We start from the raw sequence: 22,245 nt of genomic DNA on the forward strand, positions 1-22,245 counted from the left end.
GCGCGGGTCAGGGCGCCGGCGCCCGTCTGACGGCGCCGTCTCCCAGCACGTCTCGCAGCACCTGGAAATACGAACCGGCCCGGTCCCGCGGAAGCGGGGCCGGGCCGGTGTCGTGTGCTCGGGTCAGGAGCGGGTGAGCGTCACTCGGACTTCCAGGCGTCGTGGAACAGCATGATCGTCTGGGTGGTCGGGATGACCCCGTGCACGTCGTCCTGCATCGGGACGAAGTTGCCGGCGGGGTTGATGATGACCGCGGGGACGTCCTCGTGGACCTTCTCCTCGAGCGCGCGCATCGCGTCCATGCCCGCCTCCGGGTCGTCGGCGACGGCCTGGAGGTCGCGGAGCAGACCGTCCATCTCCTCGCTCGCGTAGCCGGCGCCGTTGGTCGGCGACTGGCTGTAGAGCCACTCGCTCAGCGCGCCGTACGGGTCCTCGTTGCCGATCGACGTCGCGCCCTGCGCGATGTCGAAGTCGTGGTCGACGTAGACCCGGCTGGTCATGTCGGCGATGTTGTCGATCGCGTCGATGGTGACGTCGAAGCCGACGGCCTCGAGCTGGGCCTCGACCTGCACGGCCGCCTGCTGGGCGGTCGGGTCGGCGGCGGCGACGTAGGTGAGCTTGCCGTCGTAGCCGTCGGCCTTGGCCTCCTCCAGCAGGGTGCGAGCCTCGTCCTGGTCGTACGCCGGGGTCTCGACGCCGGTGGACCAGGGCGAGGACTCCGCGAAGATCGACTTGCTCGGGATGCCGGCCCCGCCGAGGGAGCGCTCGAGGTAGGACTCGTTGTCGAACGCGTGGGCGATCGCCTTGCGGACCCGGACGTCCTCGCCGGGACGACCCTCGCGGGCGTTCAGCGTGAACTGGGCGCCGGCGCCGACGACGTACATGTAGCCGTCGTAGCCGTCGCGGCGCGCGGTCTCGACCGCCTGGGGGTTGCGCACGAAGGCCGCGTCGACCTCGCCGGCGTCCATGGACTCCAGCTTGGCGTCGTCGCCACCGAGCCACACGAACCGCAGCTCCTCGAGGTTCGGAGCGCCGTCCCAGTAGTCCTCGCGGGCGGTGAGGACGAGCTCCTCGGCCGGGGCGTAGTTGCCCAGCTCGAAGGCGCCGGCGCCGATCGGCTCGAACTTCTCCGGGTCGTCGTAGGCGGCGGGCGCCATGATCATGCCGGGGCCGCCGGCGAGCATCGCCGGGAAGGTGGCCCACGGGGCGGCGACGGTGAACTCGACCGTCTGGTCGTCCACCTTCTTCATCGCCGTCTGGTTGGCCAGCAGGGTCAGCGCCTGGAAGCCGTAGTTCTCCATGTAGTAGCCCATGCTGCCGATGACCGCGTCGGCGTTGACCGGCGTGCCGTCGGAGAAGGTCACGTCGGGCCGGAGCTTGAGGGTCCACACGGTGTTGTCGTCGTTGGACTCGATCGACTCGGCGAGCTGGGGGACCCAGGTGTCGGTGTCGAAGTCGTACCGGGTGAGGACGTCGTAGACGGCCCCCAGCGGGTTGCCCGAGGCGGCGCCGTTGGCGTAGGACTCGGTCGGGTTGAGGCTGCGGGTCTCGGCGTAGTCGGCCATCGTCAAGGTGCCGCCCTGGGTCGGCTCCTCGTCGGTCTGCTCACCCACCCAGCCCTGGCTGTAGATGTCGGTGACGCTCAGGTCACCGCCGCCGCCGCCGTCCGAGCTCTCCTCCTCGCTGTCGGAGGAGTCGGAGCACCCGGCCAGCGCCAGTGCCCCCACGAGGACGAGGCCGGTGTACCGGGCTCGCCTGCTGACTGTGCTTCTCACGGTGTCTCCTTGCTCGGGGCGGGTCGTCCCGCCCGATATCTGTGGTGTGAGCGCTCCACCCGAGTCGCGCGCTCGGGCCACAGTGAGAGGTCGGACACCACCCGTGTGACCCCGGTCTCGTTGAGCGGGACCGGCGGACGAAATCATCCGCACCAGGCTGTTGGCTTCGCTCGTTCGGCTCCCGACGCCGTCCTTCGCGAGCGACGAGGAGACCTGCATGAGTGACCCGACCCGGTACGACCTCGCGGTGATCGGGGCCGGGCCGCTCGGCGCCGCCACCGCCCGCCATGCCGCCGAGTCGGGGGCGTCGGTGCTGGTCGTCGGGCCCGAGGAGCCCGCGGACCCGGCGGGGCACGAGGGCACCTGGGCCGGCTACTACGACCAGGGCCGGCTCTGCCACGTCCTGGAGGTGCCGCTGATGACCTCGCTGCTGGCCATGCGCAGCCGGCGCCGGTTCCCCGAGCTCATCGCGCGGACCGGCATCGACTTCCTCACCCCCACGCACTCGGTGACGGTGCTGCCGGCCGAGACCGGCGAGCGCTCGCTGTGGTTCGACCGCGACGTGCTCGCCCGCAACGCCGCCGACCTCGGCGTCCCCGTCGACGCCCTCGACGAGCAGGAGCTGGCGCAGGCCTACCCGGGCCTGCGCTTCGAGCCGGGCCACGTCGCGCTGCGGGAGCCGGACGCGTTCATCCTCAACCCTCGCGCGCTCGTCGCTGCGGAGCTCAGCGCCGCGACGGCCGCGGGAGCCACGATCGTGCGCGACGAGGTCGTCGCCCGGGACCGGGTCGGCGACGACGTACGCCTCACCGGCGCCGGGGGCGGCACCTGGACGGCCGCGCGGGCGGTGCTCGCCACGGGCGCCGCCACCAACGCCACCGGGCTGCTCGACCGGCGCCTCGCGACCGCGACGTACGGCGCCACCGTGGTGCTCGCCGAGGTCGCCGGCCCGGACGCGGTCTCGATGCCGACGATGATGATGATGAAGGTGCGCGGCGGGGAGATGGTCTTCGGCGGCATCGTGATGGCGCCGGTGGAGTACCCCGACGGCCGGTGGTACCTCAAGATCTCCGGCAGCAGCCTGCTGGACTTCCCGCTCGAGGGCCGCGAGGAGATCGCCGCCTGGGTGCGCACCGGGGGCCACCCCGGCGACCTGGAGATGGCCCGGGTGCTGCTCGCGGAGCTGCTGCCGGACCTGGAGGTGCTCTCGCTGCGCACCCGGCCGTGCCTGGTGTGCGCGACGCCCTCGGACCTGCCCTACCTCGACTGGGCCGACGAGAGCACCGTGGTGCTGGTCGAGGGCGAGCGGGGGGCGATGGCGGCCGACGAGATCGGCCGGCTGGCCGCCGGGCTCGCGCTCACCGGGCGCTGGAGCGACACCATCCCGCACGCGGTGTTCGCGGCGGAGTGGTCCGCATGAGGCGCGCACACGTGCCGGTCGTCCCGCCCGGCCAGGAGCAGACGTACGCCGAGTGGCACCTCGCCCCGGCGGTCCGCGTCGGGGACGCCGTCTACTGCTCCGGGGTCCTGGGCACCCGCCCGGACGGCTCGGTGCCCGAGGACCTCGCCGACGAGATCGACCTGGCCTTCGACAACCTGGCGGTGGTGCTGGCCGCCGCCGGTGCCGAGCTGGCCGACGTGTTCGACCTGCTGACCTTCCACCTCGACCTCGCGGCGCAGGTGCCGACGTTCATGCGGGTGCGCGACCGGCGGCTCGCGGAGCCCTGGCCGGCGTGGACGGCGATCGGCGCCGCCCAGCTCGGCGGCGGGCTGCCCGGCGTCCGGCTCGAGGTCAAGGCGACCGCTCACCTGCCCGGTTGACGTCTGCGGCGAGGTCCGCGGCGATCACCGCGACGTGCAGCGAGGTGCGCAGCTCGGCGTCGCCGAGCGAGGCACCCAGCACCCGCTCGATGCGCGCGATCCGGTCGTAGAGCACCGGACGCGAGACGTGCAGCGCGGCGGCGGCCGCCGACCTGCTCCCGGGGTGCTGGAGGAGCGCGCGCAGGGTGCCCAGCAGGTCGGTCCCGTCGCGGGCGTCGGCCGCCCGTAGCGGCGCCAGCTCGCGCCGGGCGAAGACCCGGACCCGCTCGTCGTCGGCGAGCAGCACCAGCAGGCCGCGCACGTGCACGTCCTCGAGGCGGTGCACCCCTGCCGCGGCGTCGGCGCGTCCTGCGACCGCGGTGAGCACCTGCGCGGACTCGCGCAGGGTGCGGTCCGCGGCGTCCAGCCCGTCGACCGGCGTCCCCACGGCGGCCACCACCGGCACCCGGGCGCGCACCTGGGCCACGAGCCCGTCGACGCCGGCCACCGCGTCCGCCCGGGGAGGTACGGCGAGCAGCACCCGGACGTCGTCCTCGACCGCGGCGACCAGCGCGCCGGTGCGCGCCAGCTCGGTGGCGTGCAGGGTCGCCGCGACGATGTCGTCGAGGAGCGCGGCGAGGCCCGCGGCGGTCGAGGGCTCCGTGGCCGGGCGGAGCGCGAGCCCGACGTACTGCCGGGCGTCGAGGGGGAGGCCCGCCAGGCCGGCGCGCCGGACGACCTCGGCGTCGCCGGGGCTCGCGAGCATCCCGAGCAGCAGCTCCTGGTGCAGCCGCCGGAGCCGTCCGTCGCGGCTGCGGTCGTGCAGGCGGTGCATCGCCAGCGCCGCGGCCGCGCGCTCGGCCACGGCGACCATCCGCTGCGGGGGGTCGCCGGGGGAGCCGATCACCAGCCGTCCCCAGGACCGCTCCGGGCGGCCGATGCGGGTGACCAGCCAGCCGTTGCTCTCGTCCCACGACGTCCGCTCGCGCGGCTGCACGCGGCGCGAGCGCCGCTCCCAGTCGTCGAGGAACGCGGCGACGTCGCCCGGGCCGGGGCGGTAGTCGACCACCCGGTGCTGCCCGTTCTCCAGGACCACCGCGGCGCCGGAGAGCCGCTGGACGGCGGCCAGCACCTCGTCGGGGCCGGCCTCGTCGAGGCTGAGCTCGGTGAACGTGTCGTGCACCCGCTGGGCCTCGCGCAGCTCGGCCAGCTGGGCGTCGACGAGGCGCTCCCCGACCGCCTGGGCCACGGTCACGAAGCGCACCTCGCGGCGCAGCGCCACCAGCGGGAGCCCGAGCCGCTCGCACGTCTCGACCAGCGCTGGCGGCAGGGCCGTCCAGCGCCGGCCGAGCTCGACGAGGAGGCCGGCCGCGTCCGCCTCGGCGAGGCCGCCGGCGAACCGGCCCAGGGCGTCGGGGTGGTCGGGCAGCGCGACGCCGGTGGTGAGCACCAGGTCGCCGCCGCGCAGCAGCGGCCCGATGTCGACGAGCTCGGTGCTGTGCACCCAGCGGACCTCGCGGTCGAGGCGGTCACCCCCGGCGAGCACCTGCGGCTCGCCGACGCGGACCGCCGGCATTGCCAGCACGTCGCGAAGGGTGAGCACGGCGCCTCCTGCCGGTCACCCGACAGAGTGTCAGGCGGACCGGGCCAAAGCCTACGACCTGTCGGGGTCCGGCCGCCGTCTTCCGGCCCACCATCGGGGCATGACCACGACGATCCCCCACTGGGCCGACGGTGCCCGGTACGACGGGACGAGCGACCGCTGGGCCGAGGTGACCAACCCCGCGACGGGCGAGGTGACCGGCCGGGTGGCGCTGGCCTCCGCCGCCGACGCCCAGCACGTGATCGCGGGCGCCGACCGCGCCGCCGCGGAGTGGGGGCGAACGTCGCTCGCCCGCCGTACGCAGGTCGTGTTCGCGTTCCGCGAGCTGCTCAACGCCCGCCGCGAGGAGCTCGCCGCGCTGATCACCGCCGAGCACGGGAAGGTCCTCTCCGACGCGCTCGGCGAGGTCGCCCGCGGCCAGGAGGTCGTGGAGTTCGCCTGCGGCATCGCCCACCTGCTCAAGGGCGGGCACTCCGACGGCGTCTCGACCGGCATCGACGTGCACTCGCGCCGCGAGCCGCTGGGCGTGGTCGCGGTCATCTCGCCGTTCAACTTCCCGGCGATGGTCCCGATGTGGTTCTTCCCGATCGCGATCGCCGCGGGCAACGCGGTCGTTCTCAAGCCCAGCGAGAAGGACCCCTCGGCGTCCCTGTGGCTGGCCGAGCTGTGGCGGGAGGCCGGTCTCCCCGACGGCGTCTTCACCGTGCTCCAGGGCGACAAGGTCGCGGTCGACGCGCTGCTGGAGAGCCCGGTCGTGCAGGCGGTGAGCTTCGTCGGCTCGACGCCGATCGCGCAGTACGTCTACGAGCAGGCCGCCCGCCACGGCAAGCGGGTCCAGGCGCTCGGCGGCGCGAAGAACCACATGGTGGTGCTGCCCGACGCCGACCTCGACCTGGCCGCGGACGCCGCGGTCAGCGCGGGCTACGGCAGCGCCGGTGAGCGCTGCATGGCGGTCAGCGTCGTCGTGGCGGTCGGCGAGGTCGCCGACGAGCTGGTCAGCAGGATCGCCGACCGCACCCGCACCCTGGTGATCGGGGACGGCGCCGGACGGATCGAGGGAGACCGCGAGCCCGACATGGGCCCGCTCGTCACCCGGGCGCACCGCGACCGGGTCGCCGCCTTCGTCGAGTCCGGCGAGCGCGACGGCGCCAAGGTCGTCGTCGACGGCCGGGAGGCCCTCGACCACGCGTCCGGCGGGTTCTTCCTCGGCCCCACGCTGCTCGACCACGTCGAGGCGGGGATGGAGGTCTACCGCGAGGAGGTCTTCGGCCCGGTCCTCTCGGTCGTCCGCGTCGCGTCGTACGCCGAGGCGCTGGCGCTGGTCAACGCGAACCCGTACGGCAACGGGACGGCCGTGTTCACCAACGACGGCGGCGCGGCCCGGCGCTTCGAGGCCGACGTCGAGGTCGGCATGATCGGCGTCAACGTGCCGGTGCCGGTCCCGGTGGCCTACTACTCCTTCGGCGGCTGGAAGCGGTCGCTGTTCGGCGACACCCACGCCCACGGCGCCGAGGGCGTGCACTTCTTCACCCGCGGCAAGGTCGTCACCACCCGGTGGATCGATCCCGCCAACCGCCCCGAGGGCGGCCTCTCCCTGGGGTTCCCGCGCCATGACTGAGCTCGTCGACCTCTCGCCGGAGCGCACCCACGAGCTGGACCGCCGGCACGTCTTCCACTCCTGGGCGGCGCAGGCGTCGCTCGACCCGATGGTGGTGACCAAGGCCGAGGGCTCGCACATCTGGGACCAGGACGGCACCCGGCTGCTCGACTTCACCTCCCAGCTGGTCTACACCAACCTCGGCCACCAGCACCCGCGGATCGTCTCGGCGATCCAGGAGCAGGCGGCGCACCTGTGCACGGTCGCACCGCAGCACGCGAACGCCGCGCGCTCGGAGGCAGCCCGACTGATCGCCGCGCACACGCCCGGCGACCTCGACAAGGTGTTCTTCACCAACGGCGGCGCCGACGCCAACGAGCACGCCGTCCGGATGGCGCGGCTGCACACCGGCCGCCACAAGGTGCTCTCGACGTACCGCTCGTACCACGGCGGCACCCAGCTCGCCGTCAACCTCACCGGCGACCCCCGGCGGTGGCCCAGCGACCACGCGTCGACCGGCACCGTGCACTTCTTCGGCCCGTTCCTCTACCGCAGCGCCTTCCACGCCGAGACCGAGGAGCAGGAGTGCGAGCGCGCGCTGGCGCACCTCGAGCAGGTCGTCGCGTTCGAGGGGCCGGGCGCGATCGCGGCGATCGTCCTGGAGTCGATCCCCGGCACCGCCGGGATCATGGTGCCGCCGCGCGGCTACCTCACCGGCGTCCGCGAGCTGTGCGACCGGCACGGGATCGTGATGATCGCCGACGAGGTGATGTCGGGGTTCGGCCGCGCCGGTCGGTGGTTCGCCGTCGAGCTGGACGGGGCGTCGGAGGTGGTGCCCGACCTGGTCACCTTCGCCAAGGGCGTGAACTCCGGGTACGTGCCGCTCGGTGGCGTCGCGATCAGCCCGGCGGTCGCCGCGACGTTCGACGACCGGGTCTACCCCGGCGGCCTCACGTACTCCGGCCACCCGCTGGCCTGCGCCGCGGCCGTCGCCACCATCCGCACGATGGAGGACGACCGGGTCGTCGAGCACGCCGACGCGCTCGGCCGCGAGGTGTTCGGGCCGGGCCTGCAGGAGCTGGCCGACCGGCACCCGTGGGTCGGCGAGGTGCGGGGCGCGGGCGCGTTCTGGGCGATCGAGCTGGTCCGCGACCGCGAGACCCGCGAGCCGCTCGCGCCGTACGGCGGGACGAGCGCCGAGGTCGCCGCCGTCGTCGCCGGCTGCAAGCGGCGCGGCATGCTGCCGTTCGTGAACTACCACCGCATCCACCTGGTCCCGCCGCTGACCACGAGCCCGAGCCAGGTGCGCGAGGCGATCGGGATCCTCGGGGAGGCGCTCGCCGAGGCGAGCGGGGAGGCGCGCGGGTGAGGTCCCCGGGCCGGCGGCCCGAGGACGCGCTGGACGGCTCGGTGCTCGCGCCGCTGTGGCTGGACACCCCGGCCCGCCCGGCGCCGCGCCCGCCCCTGCGCGGCCGCGTGGACGTCGACCTGCTCGTCGTCGGCGGCGGCTTCACCGGGCTCTGGACGGCGCTGCGGGCGCTCGAGCGCGACCCCGGGACCTCGGTGCTCCTCGTCGAGGCCGACCGGATCGCCGAGCACGCCACCGGCCGCAACGGCGGCTTCTGCGAGGCGACCCTGACCCACGGCGAGCACAACGGGCGCACCCGCTGGCCGGCCGAGTACGACCGGCTGCACCGGCTCGGCCTGGAGAACCTCGACGGCATCGAGGCGACCGTCGCGCGCCACGGCATCGACTGCGGCTTCGCCCGTGGTGGCGCCCTGGCCGTCGCGACCCGGCCGCACGAGGTGCCGCTCCTGGAGCCGGACCTGCCCGGCTTCCTGGACCGGGACGCCGTCCGCGCGCTGGTCGACTCCCCGACGTACCTCGCCGGCCGGCTGTCGCCCGACGACTGCGCCGTGCTCGATCCCGCCCGGCTGGCGTGGGGGCTCGCGGACGCCGCCGAGGGGCTGGGCGCGACGATCGCCGAGCACACCCGGCTGACCGGGCTGCGCCGCCGCGGTGCCGGGATCGAGGCGACGACCTCGCAGGGGACCGTGCACGCCCGCCGGGTGGTGCTGGCGACCAACGTCTTCCCGGGCCCGGTACGCCGGGTGCGGTGGTCGGTCGTCCCGGTCTTCGACTACGTCCTCGCGACCGAGCCGCTGACCGAGGAGCAGCTCGCTGCGCTGCGCTGGGACCCGGCGATCGGCGTCGCCGACTCCGGCAACCAATTCCACTACTACCGGGTGACGCCCGACCGCCGGATCCTGTGGGGCGGGTACGACGCGGTCTACCACTACGGGCGCGCAATGGACGGCGACCGCTACGACCGCCGGGAGACCTTCGAGACCCTCGCGCGGAACTTCGCGGCGACCTTCCCGCAGCTCGACGGGATCCGGTTCACGCACCGGTGGTCGGGCGTCATCGACACCTCGACCCGGTTCTGCGCGTTCTTCGGCACCGCGAAGCGCGGCCGGGTGGCGTACGCCGCGGGCTTCACCGGCCTCGGCGTCGGCGCCTCGCGGTTCGCCGCCGACGTGCTCCTCGACCTGGTGGGCGGCCACGAGACCGAGCGGACCGCGCTGGAGATGGTCCGGCAGCGCCCGGTGCCGTTCCCGCCGGAGCCGGTCGCGTGGCTCGGCATCCAGGCCACGCGCCGCGCCATGGCGCGCGAGGACGCGACCGGGCGGCGTGGGCCGTGGCTGCGCACGCTGGACCGGCTGGGGCTGGGGTTCGACTCCTGAGGGGAACGGCCGCCGGCGGCCGCGCGGGCCGCTAGCCTGCGCGGGTGAATCGACGCGAGCGGTGGGTGAACCGCGCCGTCCACGCCGCGTGGGCATGGCTGGACCGGGCCGGCGAGATCGTCCCCGGCACCCGCGCGGGCGACGCGTTCGGCAGCCTCGGTGAGCGCAGCTGCATCGGCTTCCCGGCCGCGACGCTGATGAACGTCGGGTCGATCCACATCGGGTCCAGCACGCTGATCGGCCGCCAGGTCACGCTGTCGGTGGGCTACGGCCCCGGCGACCCGGAGCTGCCCGAGCGCGGCCTGGTGATCGGCGACCGGTGCGTGCTGGGCGCCCGCACCAGCCTGACCGCGCACTCCTCGATCGTCGTCGGCGACGACGTGTGGTGCGGGCAGGACGTGTTCGTCTCCGACGCGAGCCACGGTTACCAGCAGCTCGGTACGCCGATCGGTCGCCAGCTCGGCGACCACGACCCGGTGGTCATCGGCTCGGGCTCCTGGATCGGGCACGGCGCGATCGTCCTGCCCGGCGCGCGGATCGGCCGCAACGTGGTCGTGGCCGCGGGCTCGGTGGTGCGCGGCGAGGTCGAGGACCACGCGGTGGTCGCCGGCGCCCCCGCCAGGGTGGTGCGGCGCTTCGAGCCCGGGGTCGGCTGGGTGGGCACCCGCGGCGACGTACGCCCCCTGCTGGTCGGCGGCTGAGTCAGGAGACGGACGTCAGGAGACGGACGTCGCGGCGCCCGCGGAGACGACCGTCGCCGACAGCTTCACGCCGGAGCGCGGCGAGTAGCTCACGGTGGCCCCGACGTCGGCGCCCACGATCGCCTTGCCGAGAGGGCTGCTCGGGGTGACGGTGTCGACGCCGGCCACGGCCTGCTCGACCGAGCCGACGAGGTAGGTCTCCGGGCCGTCGCCGAGGTCGAGGGTGACCACGTCGCCGACCGAGACCACGCCGTCGGTGTGCCGGTGGTGGCGGGCCTGCTCGATCTCGTCCTCGAGCGCGGTGATCCGCTCGTCGAGGACCTGCAGCCGGATCGTCGCCTCGACGTTGGTGGCCCGGTCGGCGACGTCGCCGGTCGCGCCGAGCCGGCTCTCGGCCAGCACCTCGGCCCGCTCGGCGCGCAGCGCTTCCAGTCGCTCGGCAAGGAGGTCAGCGGGGTTGAGGGACATCGGCGGTTCCTAACGATCGGCAGGCCGGCTCACGAACCGAGTGTGCCTGGGCGGGGGAAACCTCACGGGGTATTCAGACCGCGGGGTGAGCGAAGAACACGACGGCGACCCGAGTTGTTCCCCGCGCTCGGTCGAGTTGGGCCGTCCTCCCGGTTGAGTTGGGCCGTCCTCACGGTCGAACTGGGCGTTCCTCACTCGCTCGCGTGAGGAACGCCCAGCTCACCCGTGGGTTTCGCCCAACTCGACGGTGAGGGGGGCCCAACTCAACCGGCGGGGGCAGGGTCGAGCGGTTTCCCCGCCTCGGGGGTCCGGTCCGGGCACACTGGCGCGGTGCGAGACAAGACGACGCCCGTCGCGGCACCGCTCGTGACCGGCCTGTGCCTGGCGGCCCTGACGGTGACCGGCCTGCCGGCCGCCGTGGCCACCGCATCAGCCCCGGCCGACCAGGCCCCGCGCACCTGGCGCGTGGGGCCCGACCGTGCGCTCACCACCCCCAGCGAGGCGGCCGCGGTGGCGGGCGACGGCGACAGGGTGCTCATCGACGCCGGCACGTACGTCGGGGACGTCGCCGTCTGGACCCAGGACGACCTCACGCTGCGCGGGGACGGCGGACGGGCGCACCTGCAGGCGGGCGGGAACAACGCCCAGGGCAAGGCGATCTGGGTGGTCGCGGGCGACCGCACCAGGGTCGATCGCATCGAGCTCAGTGGCGCGACCGTGCCCGACGGGAACGGCGCCGGCATCCGCCAGGAGGGCGACGACCTCACGGTGACCCGCAGCTGGTTCCACCACAACCAGAACGGCATCCTCACCGGCGCCGCCCCCGACAGCGACGTCGTGGTCCGGCGCTCGCGGTTCTTCCGCAATGGCGCCGGGGACGGCTACACCCACCACCTCTACGTCGGCGCGGTCCGGTCGCTCACCGTCACCGGCAGCTGGCTCTGGGGCGCCGACGTGGGCCACGAGCTCAAGTCGCGGGCGGCCCGCAACACCATCGTCGGCAACCGGATCAGCGACCGCGACGGCACCGCCAGCTACTCCGTGGACCTGCCGAACGGCGGCCGGTCGCTGGTCGCGGGCAACGTCGTCGTCCAGGGTCCCCGCTCGGAGAACTCCACCCTGGTCTCGTACGGCGCGGAGGGGCTCACCCACCGGTCCCGGCAGCTCTGGGTCGTCCACAACACCTTCGTGAACCGCCGGCCGACGGGCACCTTCGTGAGCCTGGCCGCGGGCAGCCGGGCCCACCTGCGCAACAACCTGCTGGTCGGGCCGGGAGACCTGACGACCCTCGCCGGCGCCGAGGCCCGGGGCAACCGCCGGGTGGGAGCCGGCGGCTTCGTCCGGCCGGGCGCGGACGACTTCCGGCTCCGGGCGGGCTCGCCCGCGATCGACCGCGCGGTCCGGGTGCCGCGGCGGTGGCGACCGCGCTGGGAGTACGCCCACCCGACCCGGCAGGTGCGCCGGCGGGCCGTCGGCCGGCCCGACCTCGGCGCCCACGAGCGGCGCTGAGCGGCTGACGTCAGGCGTCGACCTGCAGCCGCACGGTGACCACGTCGCCGAGCGAGAGCCCCTCGGCGCGCCGGACCCGGTCCTTGAGCGGCACGACGTACCCGCCGTCCTTGGGCCACAGCGACGTGGTCCAGGTGGTCGCCCCGATCGTGACGGCGACCGGGATCATCCCCCAGCCGTAGGAGACCAGCGCGGCGGCGTCCGCGAGCTCCGCGCACTCCTCGTCGGGCACCGAGACGAAGTGGTACGGCGCGGGGCCGCGCCACTCCCAGATCGGGCCGCTGAGCTCGAGGATCACTCGCGCCATCCTCCAGCCACCGGCCCTCCGCGTCCACCGGGACGGAGGGCGCGACACTGGGTCCGTGAAGCCCACGATCACCGCCGTCCGGCTGACCGGTGCGTCCCGGAGGGCCGAGCTGCCGCTGCTGGTGCTCGGGCCCGCGAGCGGGACGTCGGCGACCGCGACCTGGTCGGCCTGCGCGGCCGGCCTCGCCGACGCCTTCGACCTGCTCGCCTGGGACCTGCCGGGCCACGGCCACAACCGGTCGGTGCCCGACGAGCCGTACACCGTCGCCGAGCTCGCAGCCGGCGTCCTCGCCGTCGTCGAGGACGTGCTCGCCCAGCGCGGCGAGGTCCGCGGGTCCTTCGCGTACGCCGGCGGCGGGGACGTCGCCCGCGAGCTCCTCGGCCTCCCGCGCCGGGTCACCCGCGCCGTTCTCCTCGGCCCGACGGGGCTCGGCGGCGGAGCGGACGCGTACGCCGACCGCCGCCTCGTCGTGCTGCCGGACCTGACCGACGCGTCCCCGGCCGAGGACCCGCGCCGCGTCGTCACCGAGCTCCGGCGGCACCTGCTCGGGGAGGAGCCCGCACCCGACACCGACGGCGACGGGCCCGTCCTGGACCCCCGCAGCCTCGCGCTCGTCACCCTCGCCGCCCGGGCGGTGAGGGATCCCGACGGGGTCGACGCGCACGCGCGGCAGGCGCGCCTGGACGGGCTCGCCGCCGCCGAGGTCGAGGAGGCGCTCCGCGTGGCCGTTGCCGCCGGCGGTGGTCGGGAGGAGCCTGTGACGGGGGAGACACGGACGGTCCGGGTGCCGGGGTCCGCCAGCGAGTAGGTTGCCCCACACACGTCACGGCGGGGACGGACGAGGAGACCGAGATGGACGAGCAGGACGACGAGGACGTCGTACCGGTCTTCTTCCTGTCCGACAGCACCGGCATCAGCGCCGAGACGATGGGCAACGCGCTGCTCATCCAGTTCCCGGACACCCGCTTCGAGCGGACCCTGATCCCCTTCATCCACACCGTCGAGGACGCCCGCGAGGTGGTCGAGCAGCTCGACGAGGCGATGGACGGCCCGGTGACGCCGCTGGTCTTCACGACCGCGGCCGACGACCGGGTCCGCCAGGAGCTGCTGAAGACGCGGGCGCCGATCATCGACTTCTTCGAGATGCACATGAGCAAGGTCGAGGCGGTGCTCGGCCGCTCCGGCATCCGGCAGGCCGCCCGCCTGCACGGCGTCGGCGACATCAAGCGCTACAACAACCGGATGGCGGCCGTCGAGTTCACCATCGAGCACGACGACGGCCAGAGCCTGCGGGCGCTGGAGAAGTCCGACGTGATCCTGCTGGCGCCCTCGCGGTGCGGCAAGACGCCGACCAGCATGTACCTCGCCCTCCAGCACGGGCTGTTCGTCGCGAACTACCCCCTCGTCGACGAGGACCTCGAGGCCGACTCGCTGCCCGAGCCGGTCGCGCCGTACCTCGCCCGCTGCTTCGGGCTGACCACCACGGTCGACCGGCTCAGCCGGGTGCGCAACGAGCGCCGGCCCGGCTCCCGCTACGCCTCGCCCGAGCAGTGCCGCTGGGAGCTGCGGCGCGCCGCCGAGCTGTTCGCGGCCCACCGCGTCCCCGTCATCGACTCCTCCGCGAAGTCGGTGGAGGAGATCTCCGCCCTGATCCTTCAGACGCTCAAGCACGACGCCCGGACGCGCCGCCGGGCCCACGAAGGGAAACCCACATGAGCACCCACAACGTCCGGTGGTTCTCGGACCTCGGCCTCGACGACCTCGAGCAGGTCGGCGGCAAGAACGCGTCGCTGGGCGAGATGGTCTCCCACCTCACCGACCTCGGGGTGCGGGTGCCGAACGGCTTCGCGACCACTTCCGAGGCGTTCCACCGCTTCATCGGCGACACCGGCCTGGTCGAGCGGATCGCGGGTCTGCTCGACGGCCTCGACACCGACGACGTACGCCGGCTGGCCGAGGTCGGCGCGGAGATCCGGGCCGCCGTGGTGGGGCAGCCGTTCCCCGAGGACCTCGAGGTCGACATCCGCACGGCGTACGACGCGCTGGTGGCCGAGTCGGGGGAGGAGACCTCGTTCGCGGTCCGGTCCTCCGCGACCGCCGAGGACCTCCCGGACGCGTCGTTCGCCGGCCAGCAGGAGACCTTCCTCAACGTGCGCGGGATCGACTCGGTGCTGCACGCGATCCGCGAGGTGTTCGCCTCGCTCTACAACGACCGCGCGATCGCCTACCGCGTCCACCACGGCTTCGCGCACGCCGACGTCGGCCTGTCGGCCGGGGTGCAGCGGATGGTCCGCTCCGACATCGGCTCCTCGGGCGTGATGTTCACGATGGACACCGAGTCCGGCTTCACCGACGCGGTCTTCGTGACCTCGGCGTACGGCCTCGGCGAGGGCGTCGTGCAGGGGGCGGTGAACCCCGACGAGTTCTACGTCTACAAGCCCGCGCTGCGCGCCGGCCGGCCCGCCGTGCTCAAGCGCGGCGTCGGCGGCAAGGCGACCAAGATGGTCTACACCGACGACGCGACCGTCGGTCGTACGACGGAGTTCGTCGACGTGGAGCCCGCCCAGAGCCGGCTGCTCAGCCTCACCGACGCCGAGGTCGAGGAGCTCGCCCGGCACGCGCTCACCATCGAGGAGCACTACGGCCGCCCGATGGACATCGAGTGGGGCAAGGACGGCGTCGACGGCCTGCTCTACGTGCTCCAGGCCCGCCCCGAGACGGTGCAGTCGCGGCAGACCGGCGCCCAGGAGCGGTTCAAGCTGCCCAAGGAGGCCCGCGGCGACGCCGAGGTGCTGGTCGAGGGCCGCGCGATCGGGCAGAAGATCGGCGCCGGGGCGGTCCGGGTGCTGTCCTCGGTGGAGGACATGCACGAGTTCAACGCCGGCGAGGTGCTGGTCGCCGACATGACCGACCCCGACTGGGAGCCGATCATGAAGCGCGCCTCGGCGATCGTCACCAACCGCGGCGGCCGCACCTGCCACGCCGCGATCATCGCCCGCGAGCTCGGCATCCCCGCCGTCGTCGGCGCCGGCAGCGCCACCCGCGACCTCGCCGACGGCCGCGAGGTGACGGTCTCCTGCGCCGAGGGCGACACCGGCCTGGTCTACGAGGGCGTCCTGGACTTCCAGGTCGAGCGCACCGAGCTCAGCAAGATGCCCGAGGTGCCGGTCAAGATCATGATGAACGTCGGCACCCCCGAGCAGGCGTTCGCGTTCTCGCGGCTGCCGCACCGCGGCGTCGGGCTGGCGCGGCTGGAGTTCATCATCAACCGCCAGATCGGCATCCACCCCAAGGCGCTGCTCGACCTCGCCGCCGACCCGGGGTCCATCGACGCCGGCCTGCGCCGGGAGATCGAGGAGACGATCGCGGCCTACCCGGGCCCCCGGGAGTTCTTCGTGCAGCGCGTCGCCGAGGGCATCTCGATGATCGCGGCGGCGTTCGCCCCGGAGCCGGTGATCGTGCGGATGAGCGACTTCAAGTCCAACGAGTACGCCAACCTCGTCGGCGGCGAGGGCTACGAGCCGCACGAGGAGAACCCGATGCTCGGCTACCGCGGCGCGTCGCGGTACCTCTCCGAGGAGTTCGCCGACTGCTTCGCGATGGAGTGCGAAGCGCTGCGGTACGTGCGCGACGAGATGGGCCTGACCAACGTCAAGGTGATGATCCCGTTCGTGCGCACCCTCAAGGAGGCGCGCGGGGTGATCGAGCTGCTCGGCGAGCACGGGCTGCGGCGCGGCGAGAACGACCTCCAGGTCGTGATGATGTGCGAGCTCCCGTCGAACGCGGTGATCGCCGGGCAGTTCCTCGAGCACTTCGACGGCTTCTCGATCGGCTCCAACGACATGACCCAGCTGACCCTGGGCCTGGACCGCGACTCCGCGCTCGTCGCCGACGGGTTCGACGAGCGCGACCCCGCCGTCCTGCACATGCTCGACCTCGCGATCACCGCGTGCCGCGAGCAGGGCAAGTACGTCGGGATCTGCGGCCAGGGCCCCTCGGACCACCCCGAGCTGGCCGACTGGCTCCTGGACCGCGGCATCGAGTCGATGTCGCTGAACCCCGACACGGTCGTCGACACCTGGCTGCGGCTGGCCAAGCGGTCCGACTGATCTCCCCGGAGCGTCGATGAGGTTCACCGAGCACGAGATGACCGTGGCGCTGACCGCGGCCGCGAAGCAGGTCGCGGCGCGCGGCCGGCGCGCCGACCCGGAGGCGGCGTGGGAGAAGCTGACCCGCTACCAGCGGTTCACGCTGCTCGACGGGCTGGGCAGCCAGGTGCTGCCGGTGCTCGTCGCGCTCCCGGACGTCGAGGTCGCCCCCGGCACCCGGCCGACGTTCACCGACCAGCAGGTCACCGAGGCGGTGGCCAGCACGCTCGGCGACCTGGGCCGGCTGAAGCGGACCGTGCAGCTCGCGTCGCGGGTGGCGCTGGTGAAGACCGTGCTCCAGCACGTCCCGCCCCGGCGGGACCCGGACGCGCTGACGGTCCCGGACCACCTCTGACCGCGGGTAGCCGGAACGAGGTGTCCCGGCCGAGGCTCACACCACGCGCAAGGCGTCGTTGTCGTCGCGCTCCCGCCGGGAGAGCGCCTGGAGGACCTCGTGATCGCCGTGCCTGGCTCGTGCTGCTGCGACGAGGAGCTCGACCGCGATGGCCGTGGCCGCCGGAGGCGCTTGTACGGGGATGCACGCGCTGAGGCCCAGGTCCTCGATGTGCACGGCCAGCTCGACACACCGGGTCTGCAGGTAGTCGTCCAGCAGCATCTCCTCGCCCGGCCGGTGGAGCACCGCCACACGTCGATCCGCGGGTTCATCACCGAGCCGCTCGCGCAGCCTGTCCAACGCTGCCCGTGCCTCATCCGCCACTGCCGCGGGCCCCGTCGCCGCCGTCTCGTTGCTGCGGGCCCGCACGCCGATGTTCAGCGGCGAGTCCGGGACTCTCGTGCCGACGAGTCGTGCGTAGTAGTCCACCGCGGACACCGGCTCTGTGCCGGTGACGGGTCCGTCCAAGAACCACTCGACCTGGAGCACACTTCGCGCGAGGTGGCTGGCGAGGGCGCCCACTGACATCCCCGGGAGCGCGGATTCGGCGGCCCACGCCTCGGCGATCGCGGGCGATCCGATCAATGCCGTCGCCTCGCGCGCCGCCTGCAGGTAAGCCGCTCGTACGTCGATCACGTAGATCACCATCGTCCAAGCAGGAAGAGGCTCGCCCTTTCGACCAGACCTCGGACCTCCTGGCCGCACCTACCTGCCGCGCTGCCATGGAGAACCTCACCCGGCCCGTCCCGTCAAAGGCGCACCATGACCCCCCGAGGTGCACGGCTGCCGGCACGCATCCCCACGGCATCCGCCCTCGCCGCCGCCTGTGGACGACTCTTGTCGGATGCGGGGACGCCGAAGGCCCTGATCCAGCACCGGATGCCGAGGTCCACCTGACCGTCGACGGCGTTCCGCGGCGGCCCCGGAGCACGCAGCAGGAGGCTCAGGGTGTCGCTCACGAGCCCGGCGAAGACTGCTGACGCGACAGCGTGTCCAGGTCGCGTCTGCAGAACCCGTGGTGAGCCCATTCCTCCTCGAGCACGGTGCCAAGACATTGCCGCACTGCCCGCCCCTGGGCGTACGGCGGCCACCGGTCGTCGTCGGGCACCGGCGCGGTCTGCGCGAGCCGACCAGGCGTGACCCCGGACAGCCAGGTCTCGATCTCCGAGGCCTGCCGGCTGCGCACGGCGAGCACCTCGTCGAGGCTCGGACGGGCGGACGGGTCCAGCCCGTCCTCCTCCCGGTCCATGACGAACGGTGGCCCCAGTCCCATCGCCGTGAACGGCTCGGTGAGCCCGAGCACGCAGCGTCGAAACCAGGAGTCGTGCACGAAGACGAGGTGACGCAGGGTCTCGACCATCGACCACTCGCCGTCGACGCGGTGATGCTCACTGTTCTCGGGCATGGACCGGACCCGCTCGGTGGTCGCCGCCCAGTCCTCCCGCAGCTGCCGCCACGCCTCTCGCAGGTCGGCCGGCTCATCGGACCGCAACAGCAGCCGTACCGGGTGACGGCGGTCGAGCTCCGCCTCGACGTAGGGCATCACCTCGACCCCGTTGACCACGAGGTTGGTGACCAGGCCGTCGATCTCGGCGTCCTGCATGACCACGCCGACCATCCGAGCCCTGCTCAGGTCGCACTCGCGGAACTCTGTGCCGGTGAGGTCCTCGTCGTCGAAGCGCCGCATGCCGACAGGCTGTCCACTTCCGTCAACCCCCGTCAACAGGGATCGGCCGGGCCCAACTCTGGAGATCCAGCGGCGACATCCGCCGCGGACAGAGCAGGGAGAGCTCCATGAACGACACAGCATCCCGGCGCATGGGAGCCATCGCCGGCACGGCGATCACCATCGTCATGACCACCGTCGCCGGCACGGCTGCTTCCGCCACGGCAGGACAGCGTGAGACCAGCAACAGTCCGCCGTGCTTCATGGTCAGGTCGAACTGGCACGTCACCGACGGCCCCCAGCCCACCTGCCCCCTCCCGACGCGGGAGAAGGCGGCAGTGCCCGACACCGACCGTCGGCCGTGCTTCATGGTCAGGTCGGACTGGCACGTCACCGACGGCCCCCAGCCCACCTGCCCCGTCCCGACGCGGGAGAAGGCGGCAGGGTCCGACAGGTCCGACAGGTCCGACGCGCCACGGCCCGATCCGTCGCACGCGTCGCGGGCTTCCTGCCGGGATCCTCGCAGGTGAGCCGGCCAGGATCAGCGGACACCGTCAGCGGTGGCCCTGATCGCCCCGTGGAGGGGGACGTGCTCGAGCGCGTCGGTCGCGGCGCGCTCGAGAAGACGTGCTGCCGCCGCGCCCCGACCCTCACGGCGGGCCACCATGGCCGCACGCCAGCGGCTGTATGCCGCCTCGTGCGGACGGGTGAGCCGATCCCACTCGGCCGCGGCCCGGACCCACCCGTCGAGCGTCTCGTGGTCGCTCAGGCGGGCGAGCTCGGCATCCCACGAGGCGCGCCAAGCGTGGCTGTCGGGGCACACCCCGTCGAACGGATCCACGGAGGCACGTCGGCGAAGACCCTCGAGGACGGCGAGAGCGTCAGGGTCACGGGCGTCGCCCACGCAGTCGGCGGCAGCTCGCGCGGCCAGGACGAGCAGCGGAGCAAGGGTCTCGGCTTCAATTCTGTCGAGCAGCGCCTCGACCACCCCCCGCAGGCGCCGCCAGGCTGATCCGGGCTGGTCGCTCCAGAGCTCGACCTGCGCGGCGGCATCGGCACACCAGATCATGAATTGCGGCTCGCTCACGAGCACGGCGTCGAGCTCGGCGATCGCGCGGCGTGCCTCAGCGAGGCGACCTCGGCACACCTCGATCCGGGCCCACTCCACCCGGCCCCCGAGGGGGACCAGGGAGCTCGCCTGGGTGGACCCGTCCTGTTCTGGAGGTACGAGGAGCGACGCCGCTCGGGACACCTGCCCGGCCCTGACCATCGCCTCGGCGATGTTGATCTTGACCATCACCCCCATGCCAGCCAGGCCGAGGCCGGGAGAGCGCGACAGCTCGACGGAGGCGCGTCCTGCTTCCTCCACCTCCGCCAGGGGGCGGTTGTACGTCAGCAACATGTCGGTGTGGTACATGCCGAGCAACATCTCCTGCTGCCACGAAGGCGCCGGTCCGTCGGCGCGCAGCGCGTCGATCCTTGCCATCGCGCTCCCGGGGTCACCGGTGAAGGCCTCGAGCGCAGCAATCGCCACCGTGGCATCGAAGATGACGACGGGGTCATCGACGGCTTGGGCGACGTCGAGCGCCTGGCGCGCCCACGAGAGCCCCTCCTGCTGGCGGGTGTCCTCCCCGAGCAGGAACCCGAAGGTCACGAGTGCTCGGGCGAGCCCGGGGCCGACCGGTAGCTGACGGAACAGCTCCACGGACTGCCGGGCAAGGTCGATGGCAAGGGCGCGGTGGTCGTGCTCCTCGTGGACGCGGGCCATCAGCTCGTGCAAGCGGGCGGAGGTGTTCGTCGTCACGCCGCGCAGCTCGCCGAGCCGGGCATCGGCGAGAGCCAGCGCCCGCGCCGACCACTCGTCGCACTCCTCGCAGGCCCGGAGGGCGTGGAAGAGAGCTTCGTCCCGGTCCGCGCACTCCGCAAGCTCGATAGTGCCGACCTCGGAAGGCCACAGCTCGACCACGCGCAACCAGTGCTGGGCCTCCTGGCTGGGGTCGAGGCGCTCTCGGGCGCGGTGGCCGGCCCGCGCCCGCCACGGGAGCTCGTGCGCGGGCTCGGCTGCTTCGCGCCAGTGCAGGGCGATCTCGGCAGGGTCCGCGGACTCGACGCCCGACAGCGCGGCCGCGAGCCGCCGGTGGTCGGACGTCCTTTCCGCCGCCAGCAACCGGCCGCGCACAGCCTCGGCGAGGAGCGGGTGCCGGAGCTGGGTCTCCGCGCTCGCGGCGTGCACAGCCAGGAGCCGCTTGTCTCGGAGCTCGTGCATCGCTCGTGCCTGCGCGGCCGTGGTGATCCCGGCCGCATCAGCCAGGATCGATTCCGGCAACGGCCGATCCGCGACGCCGAGGACCCTCGCCAGCAGCCACGCCTCCTCGCTGATCCCCGACAGTCGCTGTGACAACAGGGTCTCGAGCAGGGACGGCAGGTCGCGCCCGTCACTGGCGTGTGCCGCCAGCTGCTCGGTGAACAGCGGTAGTCCCAGGCTGCGCTCGTGGATGGACGTGAGGGCATCGGCCGTGGGTTCGCGCCCGTCCAGGAGGGCGAGCTGCTGGGCGGTCTCCTCACGGGTCAGAGGCGCGAGCTGGAGCTCGGTCACGGTGGAGAGCCGACGGATCCTGGTCAGCCACTCGACGGCTTCGGGCGAGGTCGTCGGGTCCTCGGTGCGCCACGTCCCGACGAGCGGAACCTCGGGTCCGCGGGCCACGAGGTGCTCGACCAGGTCGCGCGTGGCGGGGTCTGCCCAGTGGAGGTCCTCGATGAGCAGCGCCAACGGCCGATGTGATCGCAGTCTGTTCAGCGTCGCGCCGATGGCCCAGAGCAGCAGATGGCGAGAGTCAGGCAACAGCTCTGTCTGTGCTGTCTGTGTCGTGGAGACGTGGGGAAGGAGCCGACCGACCAACGCCCGTACGTGGTCGGGCGACTCGGCCAACACGCTCTCGATCCACGACCCGTCGTCGTAGGCGTACACCTCCTGCAGGACGTCGGCCATCGGCAGGAGGGACACCTCGGTCGAGAGGGGCAGGCAGTGCCCGGTGGCCACGAAGACGTCCGAGGCCGCTGGCTCGCACGCGGTGGACACCAGCCGCGTCTTGCCCAGGCCCGCCTCGCCCATCACCAGCAGCAGACCGGTCCCGGACTCGAGGTGCCTCCGGAGGGCGCCGAGCTCGGACCTGCGTCCGGCGATGCGGTGTCCGGTGGCGGTGGGGGCGGTGGACGGCGGGTTGGACGCGGCGAGCCAGAGGTCGTGGAACTCGCTCACGTCGCCCTTCATGGACTCGACGAGGAGCTCGAGCGTGCCCCAGCTCGGGAGGGCGGGAGACGAGAAGGTCTTGGAGACCGTGGTGTGGGAGCAGCCGGCGTCGGCAGCGAGTCGTCGCAGACTGGGCCATCCGGCCTCGTGGTGGAGCTCGTGGAGGGCGGCCGTCAGGTCGCGGTGGGGGCCGGGCGGCAGGTCGGGACGGGGCAGTGCGCTCATGCCACCTCCGGAAGCCGAGGACCCGTGACATCGCCTCACTTTCAGGATCCGCGGGAG

Annotated in this window: 19 protein-coding genes; 11 read left to right on the forward strand and 8 right to left on the reverse strand. The window is 73.3% G+C overall.

What is annotated here, in order from left to right:
• Window positions 1-140: 140 nt before the first annotated feature.
• Complete coding sequence (locus tag H4O22_RS02285) at window positions 141-1,775, reverse strand: ABC transporter substrate-binding protein (protein ID WP_182525484.1); 1,635 nt, start codon at window positions 1,773-1,775, stop codon at window positions 141-143.
• 217 nt (window positions 1,776-1,992) lie between these two features.
• Here H4O22_RS02285 and H4O22_RS02290 point away from each other — a divergent pair, with 217 nt between their 5' ends.
• A complete protein-coding gene (locus tag H4O22_RS02290; RefSeq protein WP_182525485.1) occupies window positions 1,993-3,195 on the forward strand; it encodes an NAD(P)/FAD-dependent oxidoreductase in 1,203 nt (400 codons plus the stop codon).
• Window positions 3,192-3,596 carry a Rid family hydrolase gene (locus tag H4O22_RS02295; protein ID WP_182525486.1) on the forward strand — a complete coding sequence of 135 codons (405 nt, stop codon included), beginning with the start codon at window positions 3,192-3,194 and terminating at the stop codon, window positions 3,594-3,596. Before H4O22_RS02290 ends, H4O22_RS02295 begins: the two co-directional genes overlap by 4 nt.
• On the opposite strand, the gene H4O22_RS02300 is transcribed toward H4O22_RS02295, so the two are convergent.
• Window positions 3,568-5,178, reverse strand: coding sequence for a PucR family transcriptional regulator (locus H4O22_RS02300; RefSeq protein ID WP_244963073.1), 1,611 nt, complete (start codon window positions 5,176-5,178; stop codon window positions 3,568-3,570). The genes H4O22_RS02295 and H4O22_RS02300 overlap by 29 nt on opposite strands.
• 100 nt (window positions 5,179-5,278) lie before the next feature.
• Here H4O22_RS02300 and H4O22_RS02305 point away from each other — a divergent pair, with 100 nt between their 5' ends.
• From H4O22_RS02305 to H4O22_RS02320, 4 genes are read left to right on the forward strand one after another with little or no spacing between them, the layout of a single operon-like run.
• The gene (locus H4O22_RS02305) at window positions 5,279-6,796 is read left to right on the forward strand and encodes a CoA-acylating methylmalonate-semialdehyde dehydrogenase (RefSeq protein ID WP_182525487.1); all 1,518 of its coding nucleotides are present in this window, start codon (window positions 5,279-5,281) and stop codon (window positions 6,794-6,796) included.
• Complete coding sequence (locus tag H4O22_RS02310) at window positions 6,789-8,144, forward strand: aspartate aminotransferase family protein (RefSeq protein WP_182525488.1); 1,356 nt, start codon at window positions 6,789-6,791, stop codon at window positions 8,142-8,144. Before H4O22_RS02305 ends, H4O22_RS02310 begins: the two co-directional genes overlap by 8 nt.
• Entirely contained in the window at window positions 8,141-9,520 is a 1,380-nt protein-coding gene (locus tag H4O22_RS02315; RefSeq protein ID WP_182525489.1) for an NAD(P)/FAD-dependent oxidoreductase, read from the forward strand. Before H4O22_RS02310 ends, H4O22_RS02315 begins: the two co-directional genes overlap by 4 nt.
• Before the next feature lie 44 nt (window positions 9,521-9,564).
• The gene (locus tag H4O22_RS02320) at window positions 9,565-10,221 is read left to right on the forward strand and encodes an acyltransferase (protein ID WP_244963074.1); all 657 of its coding nucleotides are present in this window, start codon (window positions 9,565-9,567) and stop codon (window positions 10,219-10,221) included.
• A 15-nt stretch (window positions 10,222-10,236) separates the two neighbouring features.
• On the opposite strand, the gene H4O22_RS02325 is transcribed toward H4O22_RS02320, so the two are convergent.
• Window positions 10,237-10,689, reverse strand: coding sequence for a GreA/GreB family elongation factor (locus H4O22_RS02325; protein WP_182525490.1), 453 nt, complete (start codon window positions 10,687-10,689; stop codon window positions 10,237-10,239).
• A 330-nt stretch (window positions 10,690-11,019) separates the two neighbouring features.
• Between H4O22_RS02325 and H4O22_RS02330 the strand changes: the two genes are divergently transcribed.
• Window positions 11,020-12,198, forward strand: a complete 1,179-nt coding sequence (locus H4O22_RS02330) for a right-handed parallel beta-helix repeat-containing protein (RefSeq protein WP_182525491.1) — start codon at window positions 11,020-11,022, stop codon at window positions 12,196-12,198.
• 10 nt (window positions 12,199-12,208) lie between these two features.
• Here H4O22_RS02330 and H4O22_RS02335 read toward each other — a convergent pair whose 3' ends face one another.
• Window positions 12,209-12,496: a DUF1905 domain-containing protein gene (locus tag H4O22_RS02335; protein WP_182525492.1), complete on the reverse strand. Its 288-nt coding sequence runs from the start codon at window positions 12,494-12,496 to the stop codon at window positions 12,209-12,211.
• A gap of 64 nt (window positions 12,497-12,560) precedes the next feature.
• On the opposite strand from H4O22_RS02335, the gene H4O22_RS02340 reads away from it, so the two are divergent.
• From H4O22_RS02340 to H4O22_RS02355, 4 genes are read left to right on the forward strand one after another with little or no spacing between them, the layout of a single operon-like run.
• Window positions 12,561-13,313 (forward strand): carboxymuconolactone decarboxylase family protein, encoded by a 753-nt coding sequence (locus H4O22_RS02340; protein ID WP_182525493.1) that lies wholly within the window; start codon window positions 12,561-12,563, stop codon window positions 13,311-13,313.
• 44 nt (window positions 13,314-13,357) lie between these two features.
• Window positions 13,358-14,221: a pyruvate, water dikinase regulatory protein gene (locus H4O22_RS02345; protein ID WP_182525494.1), complete on the forward strand. Its 864-nt coding sequence runs from the start codon at window positions 13,358-13,360 to the stop codon at window positions 14,219-14,221.
• Window positions 14,218-16,614, forward strand: a complete 2,397-nt coding sequence (ppsA, locus tag H4O22_RS02350) for a phosphoenolpyruvate synthase (RefSeq protein ID WP_182525495.1) — start codon at window positions 14,218-14,220, stop codon at window positions 16,612-16,614. Before H4O22_RS02345 ends, ppsA begins: the two co-directional genes overlap by 4 nt.
• 16 nt (window positions 16,615-16,630) lie before the next feature.
• Complete coding sequence (locus H4O22_RS02355; RefSeq protein WP_182525496.1) at window positions 16,631-17,008, forward strand: hypothetical protein; 378 nt, start codon at window positions 16,631-16,633, stop codon at window positions 17,006-17,008.
• A 36-nt stretch (window positions 17,009-17,044) separates the two neighbouring features.
• On the opposite strand, the gene H4O22_RS02360 is transcribed toward H4O22_RS02355, so the two are convergent.
• The 4 genes from H4O22_RS02360 to H4O22_RS02375 form a co-directional block, all read right to left on the reverse strand.
• Complete coding sequence (locus tag H4O22_RS02360; protein WP_182525497.1) at window positions 17,045-17,695, reverse strand: maleylpyruvate isomerase N-terminal domain-containing protein; 651 nt, start codon at window positions 17,693-17,695, stop codon at window positions 17,045-17,047.
• A 307-nt stretch (window positions 17,696-18,002) separates the two neighbouring features.
• Window positions 18,003-18,734, reverse strand: coding sequence for a DinB family protein (locus H4O22_RS02365; RefSeq protein ID WP_182525498.1), 732 nt, complete (start codon window positions 18,732-18,734; stop codon window positions 18,003-18,005).
• A gap of 22 nt (window positions 18,735-18,756) precedes the next feature.
• A complete protein-coding gene (locus H4O22_RS02370) occupies window positions 18,757-19,107 on the reverse strand; it encodes a hypothetical protein (RefSeq protein WP_182525499.1) in 351 nt (116 codons plus the stop codon).
• A gap of 147 nt (window positions 19,108-19,254) precedes the next feature.
• Window positions 19,255-22,188, reverse strand: a complete 2,934-nt coding sequence (locus H4O22_RS02375; RefSeq protein WP_182525500.1) for an ATP-binding protein — start codon at window positions 22,186-22,188, stop codon at window positions 19,255-19,257.
• Window positions 22,189-22,245: the final 57 nt, after the last annotated feature.

It is taken from the genome of Nocardioides dongkuii (assembly GCF_014127485.1).
GTDB classification, from domain to species: Bacteria; Actinomycetota; Actinomycetes; order Propionibacteriales; family Nocardioidaceae; genus Nocardioides; species Nocardioides dongkuii.